This is a genomic window from Fulvivirga lutimaris, assembly GCF_009711525.1.
GTDB lineage: Bacteria > Bacteroidota > Bacteroidia > Cytophagales > Cyclobacteriaceae > Fulvivirga > Fulvivirga lutimaris.
Genome location: NZ_SMLV01000370.1, coordinates 1 through 22,817, shown reverse-complemented (window position 1 = coordinate 22,817; position 22,817 = coordinate 1). Strand labels below are relative to the sequence as shown.

The window sequence follows — 22,817 nt, the reverse complement described above, 5'->3', positions numbered from 1 at the left end:
AATTTTAATGGTTGAATAAAATTGAGCTAAATTAGGCTGACTGATTTTCTAAAGTATGAATGGCATTAAAATCAAAGTAGTAGACTCAGAAAGTGATATGGCAATAGCCTACGCCATTCGCTCTGCAGTTTTCACAGATGAGCAGAGGATTCCTGCTGCTGTAGATATAGATGGTAAAGATAAAAATGCAGTCAACATATTAGCCTGGGGAGATAGTAAAGCCATAGGTACTGGCAGGCTATATCCTGTCAATGATCATCTTGGAGAAATAGCCAGGATAGCTGTTGCTGAAGAATATCGAGGGGCTGGCGTAGCAAAGCTTATTATTCAAAAATTAGAAACCCTGGCCAGAAAGCAAGGTCTGAAAGAACTTACCCTGTGGCCGCATGAGAGACTGAAAGCCTTTTATGAAAGCCTGGGATTTGAGGTTATGCCCAATCAGCGGCAAGTTGTAGCTGGCTATCCATTAATAAAAATGCACAAGATTATCGATTAACCATAATCTTACACTATTTCCCACTCATGTAAATGCCATTGATTAAGGGCTGGTATTGATTAACTTACCATTCTATCAATTTCATTATTAGAAATCAATCTTAACAATACTCCTATGAAGAAATTACTACCATTATTCCTTTGCATCGGACTTTTTTATCATGCCGATGCTCAAGAATCGATAATTGGCTTTAAACCAGCCAATGTCAGCAAAGAGTTATCTACTGAGGCAGCTTTTGATGCACAGTTGAAAGCCCAAAATCTGGATGACTGGATGAAGAAGCTGGCCGCAGAGCCTCATTATGTAGGTACAGAATACGGTCGCAAAAATGCCGAATGGATGATGAAACAATTTAAGTCCTGGGGTTATGATGCAAAAATTGAAACCTATCAGGTGTTATTTCCTTATCCGAAAGTGCGCCTGCTTGAGCTGACAGGGCCAACTACCTATAAAGCTAAACTTGAAAATGTAGCTGTAGAAGGTGATGAGTACACCAAGCAAGGCGAAGCACTTCTACCTAGTTATAATGCCTTCTCCACTGACGGAGATGTAGAAGCAGAGTTAGTTTTTGTTAACTATGGTGTGCCTGCCGATTATGAAGAATTAGAGAAGCTGGGAATTGACGTAAAAGGTAAAATTGTAATTGCTAAATATTATGGCTCCTGGAGAGGTATCAAACCAAAGCTTGCTGCAGAAAAAGGTGCCATAGGCTGTATCATCTATTCAGACCCTGAAGATGATGGCTATTATCAGGGAGATGTTTACCCTGAAGGTGCTTTTAAAAATGAGACTGGTGTACAAAGAGGTTCTGTTATGGATATGCCCTTATACCCTGGCGATGTGCTTACTCCTGGCTATGGTGCCACTAAGGATGCGAAAAGACTGGATAGAAAAGATGCTCCAACCATTACAAAAATTCCGGTGCTGCCTATCTCCTATCAGGATGCTAAGCCACTATTAGCTGCCCTTAAAGGTGCAGTAGCCCCTCCATCTTGGAGAGGTGCTTTACCTATAACCTATCATATAGGCCCTGGTCCGGCAAAGGTGCATTTAAAATTAGAATTTGACTGGCAGCTGAAGCCTGCACATAATGTAATTGCCACTATGAAGGGCTCTGAGTTCCCTGACCAGTGGATAATGCGTGGCAACCACCATGATGCTTGGGTGCATGGCGCCAGCGATCCAATAAGTGGAATGGTAGCATTAATGGAAGAGGCAAGAGTAATAGGAGCCTTAGCTAAAAAAGGCCAGAAACCGAAAAGAACTATTGTTTATGGCGCATGGGATGCTGAAGAACCCGGGCTTATTGGCTCTACAGAATGGGTAGAGGATCATGAGAAAGAGTTGCAGCAGAAGATGGTAGCCTACATTAACACAGATGGTAACGGACGTGGTTTTCTTGGAGCTGGTGGTTCGCACACCCTGCAGGCCATGGTAAGAGAAGTAGCACAAACGGTGAAAGATCCACAAAAAGGCGTTTCTCTTGCAGAACGTAGAGCCGCGGCCAATATGCTCAATGGTGGCGATGGTGAATTCAAATTATATGCCTTAGGTTCTGGTTCTGACTACACCCCTTTCATTCAGCATTCAGGAATCCCTGCTTTGAACATTGGGTTCGGTGGCGAAAGCTCAGGTGGTGAATACCATACTATATACGACACTTATGACCATTATAAGAGATTTAAAGATTTCGATTTTGCCTATGGAATAACGCTTGCAAAAACGGCAGGGCGTATTGTACTAAGATTAGCCAATGCAGATGTTTTGCCATTTGAATTGAAACAATGGGAAACTACAGTCTCTGGATATCTGGATGAAGTAATGAAAACCGCAGATGATATGAGGACAGCGGTAGAAAAACACAATATGCTGGTGGATAAAAATGCTTTTGAGCTTGCAGCTAACCCAAAAGAGCCTTTTGTGAAACCAAAGAAAAAGGAGTTGGTACCTTATTTAGATTTCAGTCCTATGCAAAATGAACTGGCTGCACTAAAGGGAGCCATTAATACCTATGCTTCTTTTGACTACACAAAACTGGACGATGCTAAAATCAAAGCCCTTAACGAACTACTTATGAAAAGTGAAAGTCAGTTAATGAGTACAAGTGGCTTGCCAAGAAGAGGCTGGTACAAACATCAGATCTATGCGCCTGGTTTTTATACAGGTTATGGTGTTAAAACTTTACCCGCGGTTCGTGAGGCAATAGAGCAGGAAGACTGGAAGGAAGCCCAATCAGAGATCGTAAAGCTGGCAGAAACTTTCAAACAGTTTAGAGCGCATATAGAAAAGATGAATGCGCTGATGAAGTGACAATCATTATAATTAACAATAAAAGTCAGGGTTTCCATTAAATGGAAACCCTGACTTTTTTGATTCAAACTACTCTCAGTTTAAACAAATCAAGTATCAATATCCTTAACATGTTGTTAATATTAGCTTAACATTGAGTTGTTAATATTAACTTAACATTGCGGTTATGATAAAAAACGCATTTTTTTCAGTACTTTTTATTCTTGGTGGTCTTGCCATAACTAGTGGTCTTTTTGCGCAGACCACCAGCGACAGTTATGGAAAAGGTCATACAATAACTCCTCAAGATTCTTCCTTTTACCTGAAATTTGAAGCCCGTATACAGACTTTGTATTCTGGTGTTCGCGATCAAGAAACTCATATTTATAGCGACCAAATATTAATTAGAAGGTCAAGGTTGAAACTTGAAGGCTGGGCATACAATCCTAAACTGAGCTACAAATTTGAATTAGGCTTATCAAACAGAGACATAGCTTCAGGAGGCATCCCACAGAGCAGCAATACAGCCAATATTGTATTAGATGCTGTGGTTAAATACAATTTTTACAAAAATTGGACTGTGTGGATGGGTCAAACTAAATTACCCGGCAACATTGAACGCGTTATCTCATCCGCATCTTTACAATTTGTTGATCGAAGTAATCTAAATTCAAGAATGAACATCGATCGGGATGTTGGACTTCAACTTAGATATGCCAGTAAGAAATTTAGATACATCGGTGCCATTTCGATGGGCGAAGGCAGAAATATTACTGCTAGAAATGCCGGAGGTTATGATTATACTAATAGAGTAGAATGGCTACCATTTGGCCAGTTTGCAAGTAAAGGTGACTACAAAGCAGCAGATCTTAAAAGAGAAGAAGATGTTAAATTATTGATTGCTGTGACTTATGATCATAATGATCGTGCATCCAGACAAAGAGGTCAGCTAGGAAGATACATGTCTGAACAAAGGACTTTAAATACCTGGTTTGTAGATGCTCACCTTAAATACAGAGGTCTTTCTACAATGATTGAATATGCCAGTAAAGAAGCCCCTGACGGCCCAGTAATAAAAGATGACACAGGAAACTTTCTTGAATCATACTATGTAGGTACCGCATTGAATGCCCAATTAGGTTACTTATTTAAAAATAATATTGAAGTATCAGGAAGATATACAGAGGTGAACCCATTAAAAGAAACACTTAACGCTGAAACAAAACAATATACATTGGGGCTTTCAAAGTATTTTGTTGGTCATAAATTGAAAGTACAAAGTGATATCTCTCTACAGAATGAAGAAAATTCTGCTGATGAATTAATGTACCGTTTTCAGGTGGAAATCACTATATAATACCATCAATCAAATACTTGACTTACTTCATGAAAAAGTCAGGTATTCCGGATTTATTTGGAATACCTGACTTTTTTTTTAAACTTAATAGAGAATTGTTTTTTATATAGATAAAAACAAACCTTTGATATTCTATAGATGGTTAAAAGTATAATAGTTGATGATGAATTAAAGAGCCGGGAAAGCCTTCAAATTCTATTAACTGACTTTTGCGAAAATGTGGAAGTAGCTGCTCTTTGTCAAAATGTTGCTGAGGGTATAAAGGCGATAAAAGAACATGATCCAGATGTTGTTTTCCTGGATATTCAAATGCAGCGAGAAACTGGGTTTGACCTTTTGGAGAAAATCGATGAGATAACCTTTGATGTCATTTTTACTACCGCCTATTCAGAGTACGCTATCAAAGCTTTCCAGTTTAGCGCCATTGACTATCTCCTCAAGCCCATAGACATTTCAGACTTGAACAGGGCAGTAAAAAAGATTGAGAAAAAAGATAAAAACGACATCTCCAAAAAGCTCAACAACCTGTTAGACAATCTCAACCCACAACAAAATGCCATTAAGAAGTTAGCCCTCCCTACTCATGATGGGCTGGTCTTTGTCAAAATAAAAAACATCATCTACCTGGAGGCTACCAGCAACTACACCATTTTCCATACTAATGATGGGCAGCAATATATGGTGAGTCGAACGTTAAAGGAGTATGACGAAATGCTATCTGAGTACAACTTCTTTAGAATCCACAATGCCCATCTGATCAATATCAACTACATAAAAAAATATGTGCGTGGTGACGGAGGCTATGTTGTTCTCACCAATGATGTTTCTCTGGATGTTTCCAAAAGAAAGAAAACCGGATTCCTCCAGAAACTAGGTCATTAGCACCACTTGCTCAATTTCACTCCAAATTCATACCATTAAAAACTACCTTTAGATCGGTTTAAAGGCCACATTCGTTCTTTTTCATCTGTAATACACTCATAATACTTCCCACTTACTCGATAATTCCACCCACCTAATCATTCGCACTCAGAATAGTGCGCTCAACCCACTTAATTTGTTTTCATAATCAGAAATGACAAACCCATGAAAAACAAATTTTTAATTATCGGACTTCTAATTGCAGGTAGTCTTTCAGCATTTAACACAGTTGTTGCACAAAACATAACAGGCGACAAATACGGAAAAGGCCATTCATTATTGGCTCAGGATTCTTCGTTTTACTTAAAATTCGAGGCTAGAATACAGACACTTTATTCAGGTGTTCGTAATCAGGAAACTCATATGTATAAAGATCAAATATTGATCAGAAGATCAAGATTGAAATTTCAGGGCTGGGCATACCACCCTAGATTGAGTTACAAATTTGAATTAGGCCTATCTAATAGAGATATAGCTTCAGGTGGCATACCACAAAGCGGTAATACGGCTAACATCGTATTAGACGCGGTTGTAAAATATAACTTTTATAAAAACTGGAGCGTGTGGATGGGTCAAACCAAACTACCAGGAAACATTGAGCGTGTTATCTCTTCTGCTTCTTTACAATTCGTAGATCGTAGTAATCTAAATTCAAGAATGAACATCGATCGTGATGTTGGAGTTCAGTTAAGATATAAAGGTAAAAGCTTAAGATACTCTGGTGCTATAACTATGGGTGAAGGAAGAAACATGACAGCTAAAAACGCTGGTGGTTATGACTTCACTAACAGAGTAGAATGGTTGCCCTTCGGAGATTTTGCAAGTAGTGGCGATTATAAAGCTGCTGACTTAAAAAGAGAAAATGACGTCAAATTAATGATTGGTGTTACTTATGACCATAACGATCACGCTTCAAGACAAAGAGGTCAATTAGGAAGTTTCCTTTCAGAGCAAAGAACCTTAAACACTTGGTTTGTAGATGCTCACCTTAAATACAGAGGTCTTTCTACAATGATTGAATACGCTGATAAAGAAGCAGTTGACGGATCTGTGATCAGAGATGACAATGGTAACTACTTCGAGTCATTTTATGTAGGAAAAGCATTTAATAGTCAGGTAGGATACCTATTCAAAAACAACATAGAAGTAGCCGGTAGATATACCGAAGTGAATCCAACTAAAGAAACGCTTATGCCAGCTACAAAACAATATACCCTTGGTCTATCAAAATATTTTGTAGGTCACAAGCTAAAAGTACAGAGCGATCTATCATGGCTAGAAGAAGAAGCTTCTGCCGATGAATTGATGTATCGTTTCCAAGTAGAAATTACCCTTTAAAAACCCAAAACATTTAAGAGATGAAAACTAATATCTTCAAATTGAAAAAAATCAAATCCAAGTTATTGTTGGCATTTGGTACCGTATTGCTACTATCTAGTTTCTTAGCTGGATGGGGATACTACTCGATCAACCGAATTTTAGAAATAAGAAAGGTGAAAGAGGAGTTTATGACTATCAATGAAGTGGTGCTGAAAATGCGTAAAGCTGAAAAAGACTTCTTAATGCGTGAAGTTATCAATGAAGATTTTATGCAAACAGGCGAAAGTAAATATATAACTGCTATTAATGATTACACTGCCGACCAAGATTCAATTATATCTTTCTTACAGAACAACAGCTGGTCAACAGAATTAGGTATCAAAGATGACTTAGGGATTCTACTAACAAGCATTAACGGTTATCATGATACTTTTACCAAAATAGCCAACGCTTATCAGGTCAGAGGATTTAAAAATTTCGGTAATGAGGGTGAATTAAGGGCTGCTATCAAGTCAATTGAAAATGCAGACTACAATGTGAATATGGTGCGTCTATTAATGTTAAGAAGACATGAAAAAGACTTCTTTTTAAGAAAAGATCTTTCTTATGTTGAAAAATTTGACGCGGAGATTGAAGCATTCCTAAATGAGTTAGGTAGAGCGTCTTACAATGACGATATCAGAGCTAAAATTGACACTTACGAAACTAAATTCCATGAAGTGGTAGACGCTGAAGAAAGAATTGGTTTTGATGAAAAAAGTGGATTAATGGGTGAAATGAGAGGTTATGTTCATCAGATCGAACCTGTTGTTGACAATTTACTAGTGTTGGTTGATGAACAAACTGATAACATCACTTTTAATACTACAATCACATTTATAGGAGTATTTGTAGCACAGTTGATCATTGGTATCTTCTTGGCTATGATGTTCTCCAATGTCTTAACCACTAACATTCTTTCTATTAAGAATGCTGCTCTTAAACTTGCAGAAGGTATTATCCCTGAGCCAGTGAAAGTTTCTACTGAAGATGAATTAGGTGACACTCAGAAATCAGTGAATGAAGTAATCAGAAGCTTAAAAGATAGTATTTCTGTAGCTAACCTTGTTTCTAAAGGAAATCTGCATAGCGCTAAGAAAGAGGCAACTACTAAGCTGAAAGATGGTGAGCTTGACAGCGCATTGAAAAACATGATTGCTAAGCTTACAGAAATTGTTCAAAGCATTACTAAAGGTGCTGATGAGATCACTTTAGGTTCATCAGAAATCAGTAAGAGCTCTCAAGTTGTAGCAGAAGGTGCTACAGAGCAAGCTAGTTCATTAGAAGAAATTTCTGCTTCTGTTGAGCAAATGGTGAGTAACATCAACCAAAATGCTGAAAATTCTGCTCAGGCTGAAGATATTACAAAAGGTGCTGCAGATAAAATGACTACCGTTAAAGCTGCTACGCAATCCACGTTTGATTCTATTAAAGAGATAACTGAGAAGATTGAAATCATCAATGTAATTGCAGACAAAACTAACTTACTAGCCATTAACGCTGCTGTAGAAGCTGCCAGAGCTGGTGAGCACGGTAAAGGATTTGCAGTGGTTGCGAACGAGGTAAGAAAACTTGCTGAAAGAAGTCAGACTTCTGCTGAAGGTATCATTTCTCTTTCTAAAAACTGTATTAAGGAAGCGCAGAATTCTAGTGAACTTCTAGATCAGTTGTCTCCAGAAGTACTTAAGTCTTTTGACCTTGTTAGAGAGATATCTTCTTCTAGCATTGAGCAAAGATCAGGTGCTGAGCAGATCAATGCAGCCTTGTCTCAGTTGAATCAAGTGACGCAGCAAAATGCATCTTCTTCTGAAGAACTTTCTTCTTCATCACATAACTTCAACAATCAGGCGGAGAAACTTACTCAAACGGTATCTTTCTTCAAACTAGATGAGAAAGAAGAGAGTAAGTCTAAAAAATCTCAAATCATAAGCCAAATAGAGATGTTAAAGTCAATATTAGGTGAAGATTATACTAATACTAATGTTTCAGCTGGCAATTACGATGCTGAAGAAGAGGTTGAAGTTGAAGAGACCACCGATAACGAAGAGCCTAAATCTAAATTAGGTAACGGTTTGAAGATCAAATTAGATGACGATTCTTATGAGAACGGAATGGGTATAACCCTTGAAAACTTTGACGAAGAAGTTGAAGAAGAAGAAGGCGAAGTATCAAAGTCTAATTAATCACTCTAAAAGTCAAAACAATGTTAGAAGACAATAAACATTTATTACTATTTTCCCTTAAGCAGGAGCTTTTCGGAATATCAGTTAAGAACGTGACTAGAGTAATTAATCTTGAAAAGATAATTAAAATACCAAAAGCACCAACCTTCGTGGTTGGTGCCATAAACCTGGAAGGTCATGTTATACCAGTTGTAGACCTGGCAAATAAAATTGATCTTGGAATAACAGAGGTTAACGAAGATAAAAAAGTTATCGTACTCGAAATCCTTAGGGAAGAAGAAGAAACCATGGAAGTGGGTGTAATCATAGATGAAGTTCTTGATGTAGTAGCATTAGAGAACAACGCCCTCGCTGCACCGCCACTAGACAACATGGGATTTAATGCCAACTGCTTAGATGGTATGTACAAGACTGGTGAGGACTTTTATATGGTCATCAGTGCAAGCAAAATATTTGAATCAGAATTAGAAACGTTAGTTCAATAATCATTACGACAATGAGTAAAAATATAGTTATAGCAGAGGATTTTAATGTATCACGTAAGATCATCTCAAGTGTTTTAACCAAAGCTGGTCACTCGGTATTCGAAGCGGCCGATGGTAAAGAAGCTGCCTCCTTTTTTGATGGCCGTAAGATTGACTTACTTGTTACAGATTTCAACATGCCAGAAATGAATGGCGCTGAGTTGATTAAAATAGTGAGATCATCGAATAAGTATTCGTTCATTCCAATTTTGTTACTTACAACAGAAGTGAATGAAAATAAACTGAAAACAGCTTTGGATGAGAACATTACCGCATGGGTAAAAAAACCTTTTCAAGCTGATGATTTCTTAAAAATAGTAACCAAAGCCCTTAGATAATCATGGATTTTCAACAGGAATATATCACAGAAGTTAAACAAATTCTTAAAAGCCTTGAGCAGTCTATGATGGTGCTGGCTCAAGACGCTAACAACCCGGATGAAATAGATAACGCTTATAGGTATCTTCATACTGTTAAGGGTAGTGCCGGAATGTTTGACTATCATCTAATGGAAAACCTAACGCACGAGTTAGAGTATGTCTATTCAGATATTAGAGATGGTATTAGAACTGTTGATGAATACATTTTAGATCTTACACTGCATGCAATTGATGTACTGAATGATCTTATTGAGGGAAATAATGACGAAAAAGCAGTTGATAAATTAATCAAATCTATCAAAGAGCTGAGAGGTGATAGCGCAGGAGAAAGTAGTGAAGCTACAGCCGCTTCCGGATCGTCCACCAAGAAGGAAGAGGCATATATTATCATCTTTCAGCCCAATGAAAACATCTTCAAAAGAGGTGTAAATCTAGCGGCCATTTTAGAAGATATTGCTGATTTAGGAGAACATGATATCATTTTTCATAATGAATCAGTTCCTTTTGAAAAGCAGTTAGAAAATAAGGCCATAATTTCCTGGTTAGAAATACTTCTTATTACAGATCAGGGTGAAGAAGGAATCAATGATGTCTTCATGTTCCTTAATAATGATGAGTACAGCTCCTTTAAGGTAGATGGCGCTGAAAGTTTTGCTTCCGAAAACTACAAGGGCCTCCTTGAGCTTAAAGAAGCGGATATCAACGATAGAATTGAAAAATTCGAAGCCCTTGCCCCAGAAATTTTTACATCTACTGAAGCTGCTGAGGAAGTTGATGAGACTGAAAAATCTCTGGACACAATACTTAATGCAGAAATAGAAGATGAAGAATCTGAAGTTGTAATTAAGAAATCTAAAAAGGGTGCAACTCATGTTAATGTTGATACTCAAAAACTTGATGGCCTTATAAATATTGTTAGCGAGCTTGTTACTTTCAGATCAGAAATACAGCACTTACTAAGCGATCAAAAAAGTGTGCAAATTCAGGAAGCTGTTGAAAAACTTGACTTCCTAACATTAAAACTTAGAGATTCTGCATTTAACATCAGATTGGTGCCTATCAACATTCTTAATGTTAAACTCCAAAGGTTGATTAGATCCGTTTCAAAAGAACTCGGCAAAGAGGTTGATTTTATAACTGAGGGACTTGATACAGAACTTGACAGAAGTATAATAACTGCTCTAGAGGCTCCATTGATGCATATTATCAGAAATTCATTGGACCATGGCATAGAGTCACCTGAAGAAAGAGTAAAAAGAAATAAGCCCGAAAAAGGCCTTTTAAAACTATATTCTTATAACTCTGGCGACCATGTATTCATCCAAATTCAGGATGATGGAAATGGACTTAATTTCAAGAAAATTCAGGAAAAAGGAATTGAAAAAGGGTTGCTCAGTAAAGGCCAAAAATATTCTGAAAAGGATTTGGTTAATGTCATGATGTCTCCTGGTTTCTCCACTGCTGATGCTGTAACAACAGTTAGTGGCAGAGGTGTGGGAATGGATGTCGTTAAAAAAGAAATCAATGCCTTAAGAGGTGATATTGAAGTAAGTACTGAAGAAGGATTAGGGACAATCATAACGCTTCGCTTGCCTTTAACACTTACCATATTAGATACATTAGTTGTAAATGTGGGAGAGGAAAAATACCTGATTCCTATTAATGAAATTGAGACTTGTATTGAAGAAAATCATAGTGAACTTTTCCGTAAAAAGTCCAGACAAATCAAGCTTGATGACCAATTAGTGCCATTTGTTTCTCTAAGAGAATATTTTGGAAGAGAAGATTTTCCTGAAAAAGAAGTGGTGATAGTGGTAAATAAAAATGATACTAAAATCGCAGTCGTAGTTGATAGCATAATCGGACAATATCAGACGGTTTATAAGCCGTTGAACGAGTTGTTACAAGATATAGACTGTTTCTCCGGTGCTTCCATACTTGGCGATGGCAGTACTGCACTTATACTTAATGCACTGAAACTTAAGAATTAAGGTTAACTATGATTCATAAGATTTTGCTCATAGATGACTTGAAGGTCATTTACAGTACTGTAAATGCAATATTATCTCCAAGAGGCTGCGAAATTACTTATTGTAGCACCGGCCTCGAGGGAATTAAAAAAGCTGAAGAGCAAATATTTGATTTAATCCTTTTAGACATTCACCTGCCAGATGCTAATGGACTTGAAGTTTGCCAACAGCTAAAAAAACTACCTGCTTATCAGTTCAGACCAATACTAATGCTAACCTCAGACATGAGGAAGCTTGAGCGTGGGCTTATGGTAGGTGCTTCAGATTATATCATTAAACCTTTTAAAGAGGTTGAGCTTATAGCAAGGGTTTTTACTCAATTGAATGTTAGTAAAAATCAAATCTCTTCTGACAAAGAGGTAAAGGGGCTTAGAGAAAATCTTAACAATCAGCATTCTAAATTAGAAGAACTGCAAAATGACCTGTACCAATATTTTTATCAAACAGCTCACAAGTTAAGATCTCCCTTGAGCAGTATGGAAGGTTTATTTTCTCTAATGAAAATTGAAAACCCAGAAGTTGCTAACAATCAATATGTTGGATTAATAGAACAGACTGTTGGAAAACTCACTTATATCAATCAACAGATCGCAAAAATTGGTGAAATCAAAACTCATCATGTCAATAGTAAGGCACTCAATTTAAAATCCTATATTCATTCGCTCGTTGATAGAAAATTCCACGAGGCTAATATGTTAGTAGATATAGACTCTGAAATTAAGTTATCGACAGATTCTATTATTTTGACTAATGGTATCCAGCCAATACTAGAAAATGCGGTTTTTTATACTGGTTGTATAAATACCAGAGATGCTCAAATATCTATTAAGAGTACAAAATCTGAAAACGGCTTAAGTATTGTGATTGAAGATAACGGACCAGGAATTTCTAAAGATAAGCTTCAGAAAATATTCGATATGTTTTATATTGGTAATGACCAATCCACAGGTAATGGTCTTGGCTTGTTTATTAGCAAAACAGCATTGGCCAAATTGAATATTGATCTAAAGATTTCAAGTAAGGAAAATGAATACACAAAAGCTATATTAACCATACCAAATAGCATTATAGCTAATAATCAGACCCACATATCAAGCCAAAAGACCGCCTAAAACCATGAGTCCAAAAAAAGATATCTCTACTGAAGATTTTAGTAAAATGACTAGTTATTTGGCAGAGAAATATGGTCTCCATTTCAAACCTGAGAAAGTTACAATGCTGGAATCAAGGTTTCTAAAGAGGTTAAATGCGCTACACATAGAAAATTTCAAACAATACCTTGACTATGTTTTCAGCGGAAAAAATAATGAGGAATATAAGTTTTTCATTGATCTGGTAACTACCCATAAAACCTCCTTCTTTAGGGAGCAATATCAGTTTGATTATTTAAAAAGTATTTTGCCCGATTTTGCCAAGAGAAGAATAAATATCTGGAGTGCCGGGTGCTCAACAGGCGAAGAGGTTTATACTTTGGGAATGTTACTTAATGAAGAAAAAAGTAACCTTAATTCGCTCGATTACAAAATAGTAGGTACAGATGTTTCAGTTCCTGCACTAAAAAAAGCAGCCAAAGGCACTTATACCAATACTGAACTGATGGGCGTTAGCGACAGCTTGAAGAGAAAGTATTTCAAAAAAACTTTAGTTGGCAATATTGAGGCGCTGAAATTTAATAATGCTGAGATTACAAGCAAAATTAAGCTTGGTGTTTTAAACTTGAATAATAAGACCTATAACTTGACAGATACTTTTGACTTTATTTTTTGTAGAAATGTGATCATCTATTTCAGTGCGGAAACGCAAAGAAAAGTTTTACAGAAGTTAATTAACAAGTTAAAACCGGGCGGGCTCTTGTTTCTTGGGCATTCAGAAACGGCCATTGGAACCAACCTCCCTTTAAAAAGTATAAAGCCAACCATCTACCAAAAACTGTAATATGATAAAAGTTCTGATTGTTGATGACTCTGCACTGGTACGCCAAACGTTTAAAGCACTGCTTGACAGTGACCCTCAAATAAAAGTTATTGGTACAGCCAGCGACCCATATAATGCAGTTCAGAAAATTCAGAAAGAAAAACCTGATGTAATTACCCTCGACATTGAGATGCCAAAAATGGATGGCATCACATTTTTGCAAAAATTAATGCGCCAGGTATCTATACCAGTTATAATTATATCTAACCAGACCGTAAAGGGTGCCGATGTAGCGTTAAAGGCCCTGGAAAATGGTGCAGTAGATGTGCTTACCAAACCCAACTTATCTACCGATCAATTGATGGAAGAATCTCGGGTTCTTTTAATTGATAAGATTAAATCGGCTTTTTACGCTGGCAGCAAGAAAAGAGGTAGCGCTCCTCAAAAGGAGAATACAACAGTTTCATCTCAGCCTGGGCATATCGATGACCATGTTTTTAACAGCACTGTTATTGCAGTTGGTGCCTCCACGGGTGGCACAGAGGCCATTAGACAATTTTTAGAAGGGTTACCGGCTGACATGCCCCCTATTCTTATTGTTCAGCATATGCCAGAAAAGTTCACTGCTAGTTTTGCTCAGAGGCTCAATACCCTTTGTAAACTAACAGTTAAAGAAGCTGTGCATAATGATTTGATAGTTCCAAGAACGGTCTATATAGCGCCTGGTAATCATCATATGTCAATGATCAGCTCCGGAGGCAAAAAATATCTCCAAATCACAGATGGTGATTTAGTAAATAGACACAGGCCTTCTGTTAATGTATTATTTAACTCTGTGGCCACCTTTATGGGCAAAAAATCTATTGGTATTATGTTGACCGGTATGGGAGATGATGGCGCCACTGGGATGAAAGCTATGTATGATAAGGGTGCATTTACTATAGCACAAAATGAAGCTACTTCGGTAGTTTATGGTATGCCACAAAAAGCCATTAAAGAAGGTGGTGTTAAAGAAATATTACCTCTTTATGATATCGCATCTAATGTTTGCGATTTCCTTGCCAAGAATTAAGCATAATTTAATATTTAATAGTAGCTTGAAGTATGGCTATTGCTAATTGGATAAAATCTTTATCAGAGGTAGGTGTTCATGAAGATCTGACTTATACTGACAGGAGGTCGGTGATCTTAACCAATATCATTACTCTGGTTTTTGTCACTTTAGCATTTCTAGTCTTTGCCGGCTTCCCATCTAACTATAAGTTAGACGTTTTCTATGACTCGCTAACCTCAATGCTGTTTTTAAGTATCCCATTGATACTTAATCGTTTTAGGCTATACTTTATTAGCAAGTTTTATCTCTCCAGCGCTCCGCCACTTTTTATAACCTATGACATAGTCACTTATATGCAGACATTGGAGGTTGTTCCTGTGAGCACCTACATTGGGTTACGATTCTACTTACTCGCATGTGCATGCGTACCTTTTATAGTTTTTAGTACCAAGGCTCCTTTTACAAAACTTATTGTTGGTGTGCTTCCAACGGCACTGTTGCTGATATTTGCGAATGACATTTTCACCTATTTCGGTGTTGACTATCTTTTAGTTGGCGCTCCAGATGAGGAATATTTCTCTATAGGCAAAAAGACCTTGCTTTCATACATACTCATAGGTGGGGCATGCTTATCATTAAAATTTTACATAGAGCGTAATGATGATATCAATAAAGTACTCATTGACAAGCTTGCTTATCAAAATAAACTAATAAAACAGCAGGCTGAATTAGACCTTTCCCAAGTTAATGAAGAGTTGAAATTCAAACTTGATGAGTTGAGCAAACGAGAATTCATGCTTAATGAATCTCAAAGTATTGCCAAAATAGGAAGCTGGGAGCTCGATAAAAGAAACCGATTTACATTTTGGTCACACGAAATGTTCAACATATTCGGTCTGGACAAAAGTACTCCGATTCATAACATCAACTTTACCCAATTAGTAGGAAAAGAAGATGGCAATAAGTTCTTTAAAGCCACAAAGGATTTAATTGAGCTGCAAGGCAATTATGATTTAACAATGGAGGTTAACACCCCTGAAGGTATTAAAAAATGGTTGAAGGTTCGAGCAACCGCAATTAAGGACCAAGAAACAATAATTGGCGTTCGCGGGATTTGCCATGATATTACGATTTACAAAGAGTCTGAAAAGCTATTAAAAGAGCGCGAGAGTAGTTACAGAAACTTATTTGAACAGTCATTTTATCCGATAATAGTTACTGATAAAAAAGGGGAAGTTTTAACTACTAATGAAAGCTTCTCTGAGCTGATAGCCACTGCCAAAGAGGAAATAGTATTTAAAAACATTAATGACATCATTAAAGTAGAGGAAAACTTTAGGTTGGACTCAGCTTTACTCAATGAAGACAGGTCTAGCTTTAAAGGGTCTATAGAAACTATAGACAATATTCTCACCGTTGAAATTAACATTAAGCGGCATGAAGATAATAAGTTGATGTTCGTAGTCAGAGATGTGACTAAAATTATAGAAGCACAAAGGAAGCTACGAGAAAATGAAGTTAAGTTCAGGACTTTCTTTGAATCATCTGCAATAGGCACAGCTATAGTGTCTCTTGAAGGAGAATTCTTGGAAGTAAATGACCAGTTATCCCAAATTACCGGCTACAGTAAAAATGAGCTTTTGAAGTTTAAGTTTCGGGACATTACCTATTCCGAGGATATTGATGATGATATAAGATTATATTCTGAAGCTAAGGCGGGTAAAATGAAAACCTACCAAAAAGAAAAACGATATATCCATAAATCCGGAGCAATAATATGGGTTTATGTATTTGTTTCAATTGTTAGAGATTCTAATGGCTCAGCTGAATATGCTGTAACTCAGATAGAGGATATTACTGAAAGAAAACATGCTGAATCAGAGCTCATTGAAGCAGAGACTAAATTCAGAACCCTTGTAGAAAAATCAGGTGTTGGTGTTTACATTTTAAAGGACGGTAAACATGATTATGTAAACCCAGCATTTGCAAGTCTTCTTGGCTATACACAAGATGAAATTATCAATGCGGACAATATTACATCATTCGTTCACCCGGATGATAAGGAGCTAGTAGTAAAAAATGTTAATGCAAGACTTAATAATGAAGTTGAATCCATTCAATATGAATTAAGAGGCATCAAGAAAAACGGTGAGACTATCTGGACGGAAGTATTTGGAAGTAGAATACCGTATCAAGGCAGTGAAGCAATCATTGGAACTATGATTGATATTTCGAGCAAAAAAAATTATGAAAAAGAGCATGCACTTTTAAGTTCGGTTGTACGGTCTATAGATGAAGCCATAATTAGTATTTCAATTGACGGATTCATCAATTCCTGGAATCAAGGCGCGAGTAAAATATTTGGAATAGATTCAAAAGACGCAATTAATCAGCCTTTAAATGAATTATTACCTGCTGAACTATTACCCGATGATAAGGATATTGACTCAATAATGAGCAGTGAATTCCTAATCGAAGACTTAGAAAAAAACTGGAACAAAAAGGGTGATATCAGAAATATCTCTATGTCATTTTTCCCTTTAAAAGACAATAATAATAACGTAATAGGTTCAACAGTGATGGCGCGTGACATAACCTTTAGAACAAGAGCAGAAAATGCTATTAAAGAAAGTCAGGAGCGCTATCGTGAGCTAGTAGAAAATGCAACTGAAGCAATAGTAATTATCAACGTTGACACGGGAAAATTTGTTAATGTTAGTAAAAGTGCAGGAGATCTGTTTAAGATAAAACCCAAGGATTTATATGAAATGGGCCCTGCTGATGTAAGCCCTGAGTTTCAACCAGATGGAACAGAGTCAGCCAAAGCTGCAATCACTAATGTCAAAAAAGCTATTAAAAAAGGTAAGGCATCATTTGACTGGACCCATTGTGATGTTGATGGCAATGAAATCCCTACAGAAGTCAGACTCCGTAAAATACCCTCAAAAGATGGCATATTTGTTCGCGGCAGTATAATAGATATAAGTGAAAGGGTAGAAAAAGAGAAGCTACTTGCTGAGGCTAACAAAAAAATAGGTGAGCTAAAATTAATGGCGCTAAGATCTGTTATGAGTCCTCACTTCATTTTCAATGTGCTCAATTCTATACAGTTCTTTATTGGTAAAAATGATAGATTAAATGCCATTAATTATTTATCTACTTTCTCGAAGCTAATAAGAAGCATTCTTACACATTCGGTTGATAACAAAATCAAGCTTTCTGAAGAAATTGAAATGCTCAAAAACTATATCAATCTGGAAATGTTGCGTTTCGAAAATAAATTTGAATTTGAACTAATAGTTGATCCTGACCTGGAAGTAGATCATATTGAGGTGCCTTCACTCCTAATTCAGCCTTACGTTGAAAATGCCATACTTCACGGTCTCTACAATAAAAAAGAACCTGGAAAATTGACGCTAGACATCTCTGAAAAAGGGGATGTTATCTATTTTAAAATTGAAGACAATGGCATAGGCCGTGAAGCAGCAAGAAAAATCAGTCAGAAAAATTTCCCTACCCATAAGTCTATGGGGCTAAAGGTTACTGAAGAAAGGCTACGATTGATCAATGAAAACAAAAATGTTTCCTTCTACATAGAAGACCTAAAAGAGGGCAAAAAGGCTGCAGGTACCAGAGTGACTATTGGCGTGATGACCTAACTAATCTGAGACTTAGGAATAATTTTACTTTTCAGGCAACAAAAAGCTGACAAATACCATTATACAACTAATGGTAATGAAATTGCTGGAGCATACTTCTCGCGCATTAATTTTATTGATTGCAATAAGTACGAATCTTATTGCCCAAAATACCCTTGTAAAGGGTGAGTTAGTGGATAAAAATAACCTCGAACCGTTACCCTATGCCAACATCATACTTTTATCAAAAAATATAGTTTATAGCACAGACAGCTTAGGCAGGTTTTCCATTCCGTATAGTAATGAAACTGATAGTTTGAAGTTTTTATTTCTTGGCTATCAAGAGCTACTCTTACCGATCAGCCAAATCAAAAAGGATTATACCATTCTACTGGAAAGCAAAGCCAAAACACTTCAGGAAATAGAAATAATGGCAATGCGGTCAGATGCTCTTCAGCAATTTGAAAATGTAAGGCCTGGTAAACAGGTTTTAAAAAAAGAAATAATATTACAGCTGCCTGCATTGGCCGGGGAGCCAGATTTCATCAAAGCTTTAACGCTATTGCCTGGTGCGTCTAAAGGCATAGAAGGTTCCAGTGATTTTTTTGTGCGCGGTGGGGCAGCCGATCAAAATCTGGTTTTAATGGATGGCGCCACTGTTTATAATACAGGTCATTTATTTGGCTTTCTGTCCGTCTTCAACCCTTCAGCTATTGGTGAGGTGAGTATGATGACAGGTGGTTTTCCAGCTGAATATGGAGGCAGGTTGTCATCAATCATTGACATCAGTTCTAAAGACCCTTCAATGAACCAGACTTTCATTGAAGGTGGTGTAGGGCTCATATCATCCAGAGTATCCATTGAGCAGCCAATTATCAAAGACAAACTGGCCATTCAAATTGCTGGTAGAAGGACTTATGCTGATCAGGTTGTCCGTTTGGCAAGCATTGATTTACCATATTACTTCTATGATGTAAATATCAACGCTATATGGAATATTAATGACAATTCTAGTCTCCAATATGGGTTTTACTCGGGTGATGACGTGCTGGATTTTAGTGAAGTTAGAGATGAGAATATTGAAGGAGATGCTGCTGGCACATCATTTAATCTGGGCAATGCTATCCATACCTTAAAATATGAGTATCAACAACTCAATCTCACTTCAGAAACCTACTTACATCTTACAAGATTCGATTATAAGATTAACAGCTACTTTCAGGATAATTTTATTAACGTTATTGCAGATATTCAAGACCTTGGTTTAAGCCAGAAGTTTTCACTTAAAAGCACTGAAAATAGAAGCTTTAATTTTGGACTATCAACTATTCTGCGAAATGTGGATCCCAATTTAATCAACTCTGGAGGTGAAATTTCGGAGATCATACCAAGCAGTGATGGCACTACAAGGGAAGTTACGGAGTCGGCTATTTTTGGTGAGTGGGAGTTTAAAAAAGACAAACTGGAAGGAATTATTGGATTAAGAACTTCTGCAGCCTTTGTAGAAAATACCAACTACGTACAACCTGAACCAAGAATTGCACTAAGGTATAGCCTGAATGGCAACTATGCCCTTAAAGCCAGCTATACTCGAATGAGCCAGTATGTTCACCGTGTTTCAAGCTCTTCGTTCGCTCTTCCAACTGATATTTGGTATCCTGTGGATGAAGATGTAGCGCCTCAAAGTGCAGACCAGTTTACCGTTGGGTTGAGCAAACTAGTTAAGAATGGCGAGATAGTATTGAGCACAGAAGCCTATTATAAAAGCATGCAAAATTTGGTTGAATACCGGGAAGGCACTAATCTGGTTCTTAACAATGATTTCAAAAGCGCACTTATCCAGGGCAATGGAGAAGCATATGGGTCTGAATGGTTAATAAGAAAGGATGCAGGAAAGTTAAGGGGTTGGCTATCTTATACATTGTCATGGACAAACCGCCAATTTGAAGAACTAAATAATGGGCAAGCCTTTAAGGCAAGATATGACAGAAGGCACAATGTTTCTATAGTGACCAATTATGACCTGGCTGAACGATGGAGGCTGTCAGCAGTCTGGGAGTTTTTATCAGGGGCACGCTTCACTCCTATTATTGGGTATTACGGAGTGCCAAATTCTGCTGCCACAGGTGTGGATTTAATTCCAATTTTTCCGGAACGCAATTCAGTACAACTTGCTAATGCCCACAGGTTGGATTTAAGCATAACCTTGAAAGGTAAACAGCGATTGAACAAAAATTGGTATGGCGAGTGGCAGTTCAGTGTTTATAATGCCTATAACAGAGCAACTCCTGTAGCTATAAATATTGTTTATAATGAGGAGACCAATAGTTACAGCTATGAACAACCGGGCCTGATAGGTCTTTTACCATCAATATCCTACAACTTTAAATTTTATAAATGATAGTTAAGAACTTGCATATTGTCTTCCTCTGTGTATCAGCACTGCTAACAGCTTGCCTGCCAGAGCCGCTGCCTGTCAATAATGTGCCTGTTTTAGAAAACACAGTGGTTGTTGGTTCTCAAGAATTGCCCGATGAGTTTATAGCCATTTCATTGAGCAAAAGCTTTGGTGCTTTGGATGCAGGACCAGATTCTGATATCGAAGCCTTACTAGATGAACTGCTTATAGATAGCGTGGAAATGTTCATTGAAGTTGCCGGACAGAATTATCAACTTCAAAATTTAACGAATGGTATTTACCTAGGTACTGACATACCAGAAATTGTTGGTGAGGAGTACACATTATCATTTATCAACCCCTTAAATAAAAAACCTGTAGTTTCTAAAAGTAATTTACTCCCCTTCATTGGCTTTGATTCTTTAGAGATTTCCTTAAATGAAACAGCGTTTGATACATTAATCAACGTAAACCTATGGATTGAAGACCCTGCTCAAAAAAATTGGTATATGGTGAACGTTCAAACATTTAATGAGGACTATGACATTCAGGCAAGACCTTATACCGAATTGCTTGATGATATTGATTTTAACGGGGAATTATATAATCATAAGTTTACGATTCCATTTAGAGACTATGAGCCAGGTGATACCATTTTCGTTTCCATGGCCAATATCAATGAAGAATATTACGAATTTCTGAAACTAAGAAAAGATCAGCGATTTTCACTTCTTGACGGGCTGGGGGAACCTATTAATTACCCTACTAATGTTGAGAATGGTCTTGGGTTCTTTCATACCCATCAACCTGATATAAGGTTTGTTTTATTTGGACAATAATTTAGAGGCCAACCCCCTGCGCCATAAGTGTGGCCAGCAATGGAATACAGAAAAGCAGCAGAAGCTCCACTTTCAAGATTAGCCTTAAGTGTTCAGGAATTGTAATTTCATCTTCAGCCTCACCCTTTCTATTCTTAAAATAGAAAACTGTTGGCCAAATGGACAAAATGCCCACAATTAGGAATAGTAATACTTTAGTGATAAAGATTGGGTTATTAGTGTAATACTCAGCAGGCTTGCCTATCCCAAACCACAGGTATAAACCTGCTCCAACTACAATCATTGAACTTAATCCATAAAGACCATCTATTTTAAATATTGTCTGAACTACGCTTCTCTTTAAAACCCTTTTTAGCAAAACAGCCTCAGCAAAAACAGTGGCTACAACTAGAAACAGCCCAATAAAATGAAGGTATCGAACAAATATTAACTCACTCATAATTACACATTACCAATTGCCTTAAACCCACCATTTTAAAGGCAGCTGTAGATCCCTAATAGACTCAATGACGAGGTCAGGTTTAAACGGAAAATCTACCAATTGTTCTCTTTTGGTCATTCCCGAAAGTGTAAGTATCGTTTTATAACCGACAGATACTCCTCCCTGAATATCTGTAGCCATGGTATCCCCTATTACCGTTACTTCATCTGTAGCCAGCCCAATATGCTTTCTGGCTGAGCGCATCATCACAGGACTAGGTTTACCAACACTAAAGGCCTTCTTGCCAGTAGCTTCTTCTATCATGGCCACAACTGCAGCAATTCCTAAGTTATTCCAGCCTTGCTTTCTTGGGGTAGCATCAAGGTTAGTAGCTATCAGCTTCGCACCTTCCAAAATAAAATCAATGGCCTTTCTTACCATTTCCAATGTAAAGTTGATGCCCTCACCTACTACCACAAAGTCAGGGTCATTCTGCACAAGGTTAAACCCATTTTCATGTAAACTTTTGATCAGTCCTCCTTCTCCTAATACATAAGCTGTACCACCAGGAAACTGATGTCCCATAAAATGTGCGGTAGCCATGGCACTGGTATAAACATGCTTCTCCTCTACTTTGATACCCATTTTCTTCAGTTTTTGAACTCCATCAAGTGGTGTTCGCTGACTGTTATTTGTCATAAAAGTAAAAGGGATATCTTCCTTCAACAGTGTGTTTATAAATACATCCGCGCCAGGGATCATTTGATTTTCTATATAGATGACACCGTCCATGTCAATAAGCAATCCATGTTTCATAATCTATAGATTTTGTTCGATTGGAAAGTCTATAATCTAATGCGACTTTCAGTACAATATAAAGCTACTTTAAGGATATAGAAAAGAGGAAGATGTATTACTTTTTAGTTAATTAAGATGCAACCGATTGAATAATAGATAAGCTGTTCAATACAACTCCTTTCTTTTTATGATACCAGTTTTATATATTGAGTTTTA

At 37.2% G+C, this 22,817-nt stretch carries 17 protein-coding genes; 15 read left to right on the top strand and 2 right to left on the bottom strand.

What is annotated here, in order from left to right:
- Positions 1–55 precede the first annotated feature (55 nt).
- The 15 genes from E1140_RS10325 (at position 56) to E1140_RS10255 (ending at position 21,382) form a co-directional block, all read left to right on the top strand.
- On the top strand, positions 56–496 hold the full coding sequence (locus E1140_RS10325) for a GNAT family N-acetyltransferase (protein ID WP_155182811.1): 441 nt from the start codon (positions 56–58) through the stop codon (positions 494–496).
- A 114-nt stretch (positions 497–610) separates the two neighbouring features.
- Positions 611–2,806: a M28 family peptidase gene (locus tag E1140_RS10320; protein WP_155182808.1), complete on the top strand. Its 2,196-nt coding sequence runs from the start codon at positions 611–613 to the stop codon at positions 2,804–2,806.
- A gap of 166 nt (positions 2,807–2,972) precedes the next feature.
- On the top strand, positions 2,973–4,142 hold the full coding sequence (locus tag E1140_RS10315) for a porin (RefSeq protein WP_155182805.1): 1,170 nt from the start codon (positions 2,973–2,975) through the stop codon (positions 4,140–4,142).
- Positions 4,143–4,280: 138 nt separating this feature from the next.
- Positions 4,281–5,024 carry a LytR/AlgR family response regulator transcription factor gene (locus E1140_RS10310; protein ID WP_155182801.1) on the top strand — a complete coding sequence of 248 codons (744 nt, stop codon included), beginning with the start codon at positions 4,281–4,283 and terminating at the stop codon, positions 5,022–5,024.
- A gap of 204 nt (positions 5,025–5,228) precedes the next feature.
- Positions 5,229–6,401, top strand: a complete 1,173-nt coding sequence (locus E1140_RS10305; protein ID WP_155182798.1) for a porin — start codon at positions 5,229–5,231, stop codon at positions 6,399–6,401.
- Positions 6,402–6,421: 20 nt separating this feature from the next.
- Entirely contained in the window at positions 6,422–8,605 is a 2,184-nt protein-coding gene (locus E1140_RS10300; RefSeq protein ID WP_155182792.1) for a methyl-accepting chemotaxis protein, read from the top strand.
- Between the two features lie 20 nt (positions 8,606–8,625).
- Positions 8,626–9,090 carry a chemotaxis protein CheW gene (locus E1140_RS10295; RefSeq protein WP_155182789.1) on the top strand — a complete coding sequence of 155 codons (465 nt, stop codon included), beginning with the start codon at positions 8,626–8,628 and terminating at the stop codon, positions 9,088–9,090.
- Positions 9,091–9,101: 11 nt separating this feature from the next.
- A complete protein-coding gene (locus E1140_RS10290; protein ID WP_155182786.1) occupies positions 9,102–9,467 on the top strand; it encodes a response regulator in 366 nt (121 codons plus the stop codon).
- Between the two features lie 2 nt (positions 9,468–9,469).
- On the top strand, positions 9,470–11,500 hold the full coding sequence (locus E1140_RS10285) for a chemotaxis protein CheA (protein WP_155182783.1): 2,031 nt from the start codon (positions 9,470–9,472) through the stop codon (positions 11,498–11,500).
- Between the two features lie 8 nt (positions 11,501–11,508).
- Positions 11,509–12,651: an ATP-binding response regulator gene (locus E1140_RS10280; protein WP_155182780.1), complete on the top strand. Its 1,143-nt coding sequence runs from the start codon at positions 11,509–11,511 to the stop codon at positions 12,649–12,651.
- 4 nt (positions 12,652–12,655) lie between these two features.
- Positions 12,656–13,474 carry a CheR family methyltransferase gene (locus E1140_RS10275; protein WP_155182777.1) on the top strand — a complete coding sequence of 273 codons (819 nt, stop codon included), beginning with the start codon at positions 12,656–12,658 and terminating at the stop codon, positions 13,472–13,474.
- 1 nt (position 13,475) lies between these two features.
- The gene (locus tag E1140_RS10270) at positions 13,476–14,525 is read left to right on the top strand and encodes a protein-glutamate methylesterase/protein-glutamine glutaminase (protein WP_155182775.1); all 1,050 of its coding nucleotides are present in this window, start codon (positions 13,476–13,478) and stop codon (positions 14,523–14,525) included.
- Positions 14,526–14,557: 32 nt separating this feature from the next.
- Entirely contained in the window at positions 14,558–18,166 is a 3,609-nt protein-coding gene (locus tag E1140_RS10265; RefSeq protein WP_155182772.1) for a PAS domain S-box protein, read from the top strand.
- Between the two features lie 76 nt (positions 18,167–18,242).
- Positions 18,243–20,546: a TonB-dependent receptor gene (locus tag E1140_RS10260; protein WP_185153523.1), complete on the top strand. Its 2,304-nt coding sequence runs from the start codon at positions 18,243–18,245 to the stop codon at positions 20,544–20,546.
- On the top strand, positions 20,543–21,382 hold the full coding sequence (locus tag E1140_RS10255; protein ID WP_155182766.1) for a DUF4249 family protein: 840 nt from the start codon (positions 20,543–20,545) through the stop codon (positions 21,380–21,382). Before E1140_RS10260 ends, E1140_RS10255 begins: the two co-directional genes overlap by 4 nt.
- A gap of 1 nt (position 21,383) precedes the next feature.
- Here E1140_RS10255 and E1140_RS10250 read toward each other — a convergent pair whose 3' ends face one another.
- Both E1140_RS10250 and E1140_RS10245 read right to left on the bottom strand, forming a co-directional pair.
- Positions 21,384–21,821 carry a DUF2214 family protein gene (locus tag E1140_RS10250; protein ID WP_155182764.1) on the bottom strand — a complete coding sequence of 146 codons (438 nt, stop codon included), beginning with the start codon at positions 21,819–21,821 and terminating at the stop codon, positions 21,384–21,386.
- Positions 21,822–21,842: 21 nt separating this feature from the next.
- Positions 21,843–22,619: an HAD-IIA family hydrolase gene (locus E1140_RS10245; RefSeq protein ID WP_155182761.1), complete on the bottom strand. Its 777-nt coding sequence runs from the start codon at positions 22,617–22,619 to the stop codon at positions 21,843–21,845.
- Positions 22,620–22,817: the final 198 nt, after the last annotated feature.

Excerpts from the sequence above, each read along its gene's own strand:
- E1140_RS10255 (WP_155182766.1), top strand. The coding sequence starts at position 20,543 with ATGATAGTTAAGAACTTGCATATTGTCTTCCTCTGTGTATCAGCACTG.
- E1140_RS10245 (WP_155182761.1), bottom strand. The coding sequence starts at position 22,619 with ATGAAACATGGATTGCTTATTGACATGGACGGTGTCATCTATATAGAA.
- E1140_RS10285 (WP_155182783.1), top strand. The coding sequence starts at position 9,470 with ATGGATTTTCAACAGGAATATATCACAGAAGTTAAACAAATTCTTAAA.
- E1140_RS10305 (WP_155182798.1), top strand. The coding sequence starts at position 5,229 with ATGAAAAACAAATTTTTAATTATCGGACTTCTAATTGCAGGTAGTCTT.
- E1140_RS10300 (WP_155182792.1), top strand. The coding sequence starts at position 6,422 with ATGAAAACTAATATCTTCAAATTGAAAAAAATCAAATCCAAGTTATTG.
- E1140_RS10270 (WP_155182775.1), top strand. The coding sequence starts at position 13,476 with ATGATAAAAGTTCTGATTGTTGATGACTCTGCACTGGTACGCCAAACG.
- E1140_RS10250 (WP_155182764.1), bottom strand. The coding sequence starts at position 21,821 with ATGAGTGAGTTAATATTTGTTCGATACCTTCATTTTATTGGGCTGTTT.
- E1140_RS10275 (WP_155182777.1), top strand. The coding sequence starts at position 12,656 with ATGAGTCCAAAAAAAGATATCTCTACTGAAGATTTTAGTAAAATGACT.
- E1140_RS10290 (WP_155182786.1), top strand. The coding sequence starts at position 9,102 with ATGAGTAAAAATATAGTTATAGCAGAGGATTTTAATGTATCACGTAAG.
- E1140_RS10265 (WP_155182772.1), top strand. The coding sequence starts at position 14,558 with ATGGCTATTGCTAATTGGATAAAATCTTTATCAGAGGTAGGTGTTCAT.
- E1140_RS10320 (WP_155182808.1), top strand. The coding sequence starts at position 611 with ATGAAGAAATTACTACCATTATTCCTTTGCATCGGACTTTTTTATCAT.
- E1140_RS10325 (WP_155182811.1), top strand. The coding sequence starts at position 56 with ATGAATGGCATTAAAATCAAAGTAGTAGACTCAGAAAGTGATATGGCA.
- E1140_RS10295 (WP_155182789.1), top strand. The coding sequence starts at position 8,626 with ATGTTAGAAGACAATAAACATTTATTACTATTTTCCCTTAAGCAGGAG.
- E1140_RS10260 (WP_185153523.1), top strand. The coding sequence starts at position 18,243 with ATGAAATTGCTGGAGCATACTTCTCGCGCATTAATTTTATTGATTGCA.
- E1140_RS10280 (WP_155182780.1), top strand. The coding sequence starts at position 11,509 with ATGATTCATAAGATTTTGCTCATAGATGACTTGAAGGTCATTTACAGT.
- E1140_RS10315 (WP_155182805.1), top strand. The coding sequence starts at position 2,973 with ATGATAAAAAACGCATTTTTTTCAGTACTTTTTATTCTTGGTGGTCTT.
- E1140_RS10310 (WP_155182801.1), top strand. The coding sequence starts at position 4,281 with ATGGTTAAAAGTATAATAGTTGATGATGAATTAAAGAGCCGGGAAAGC.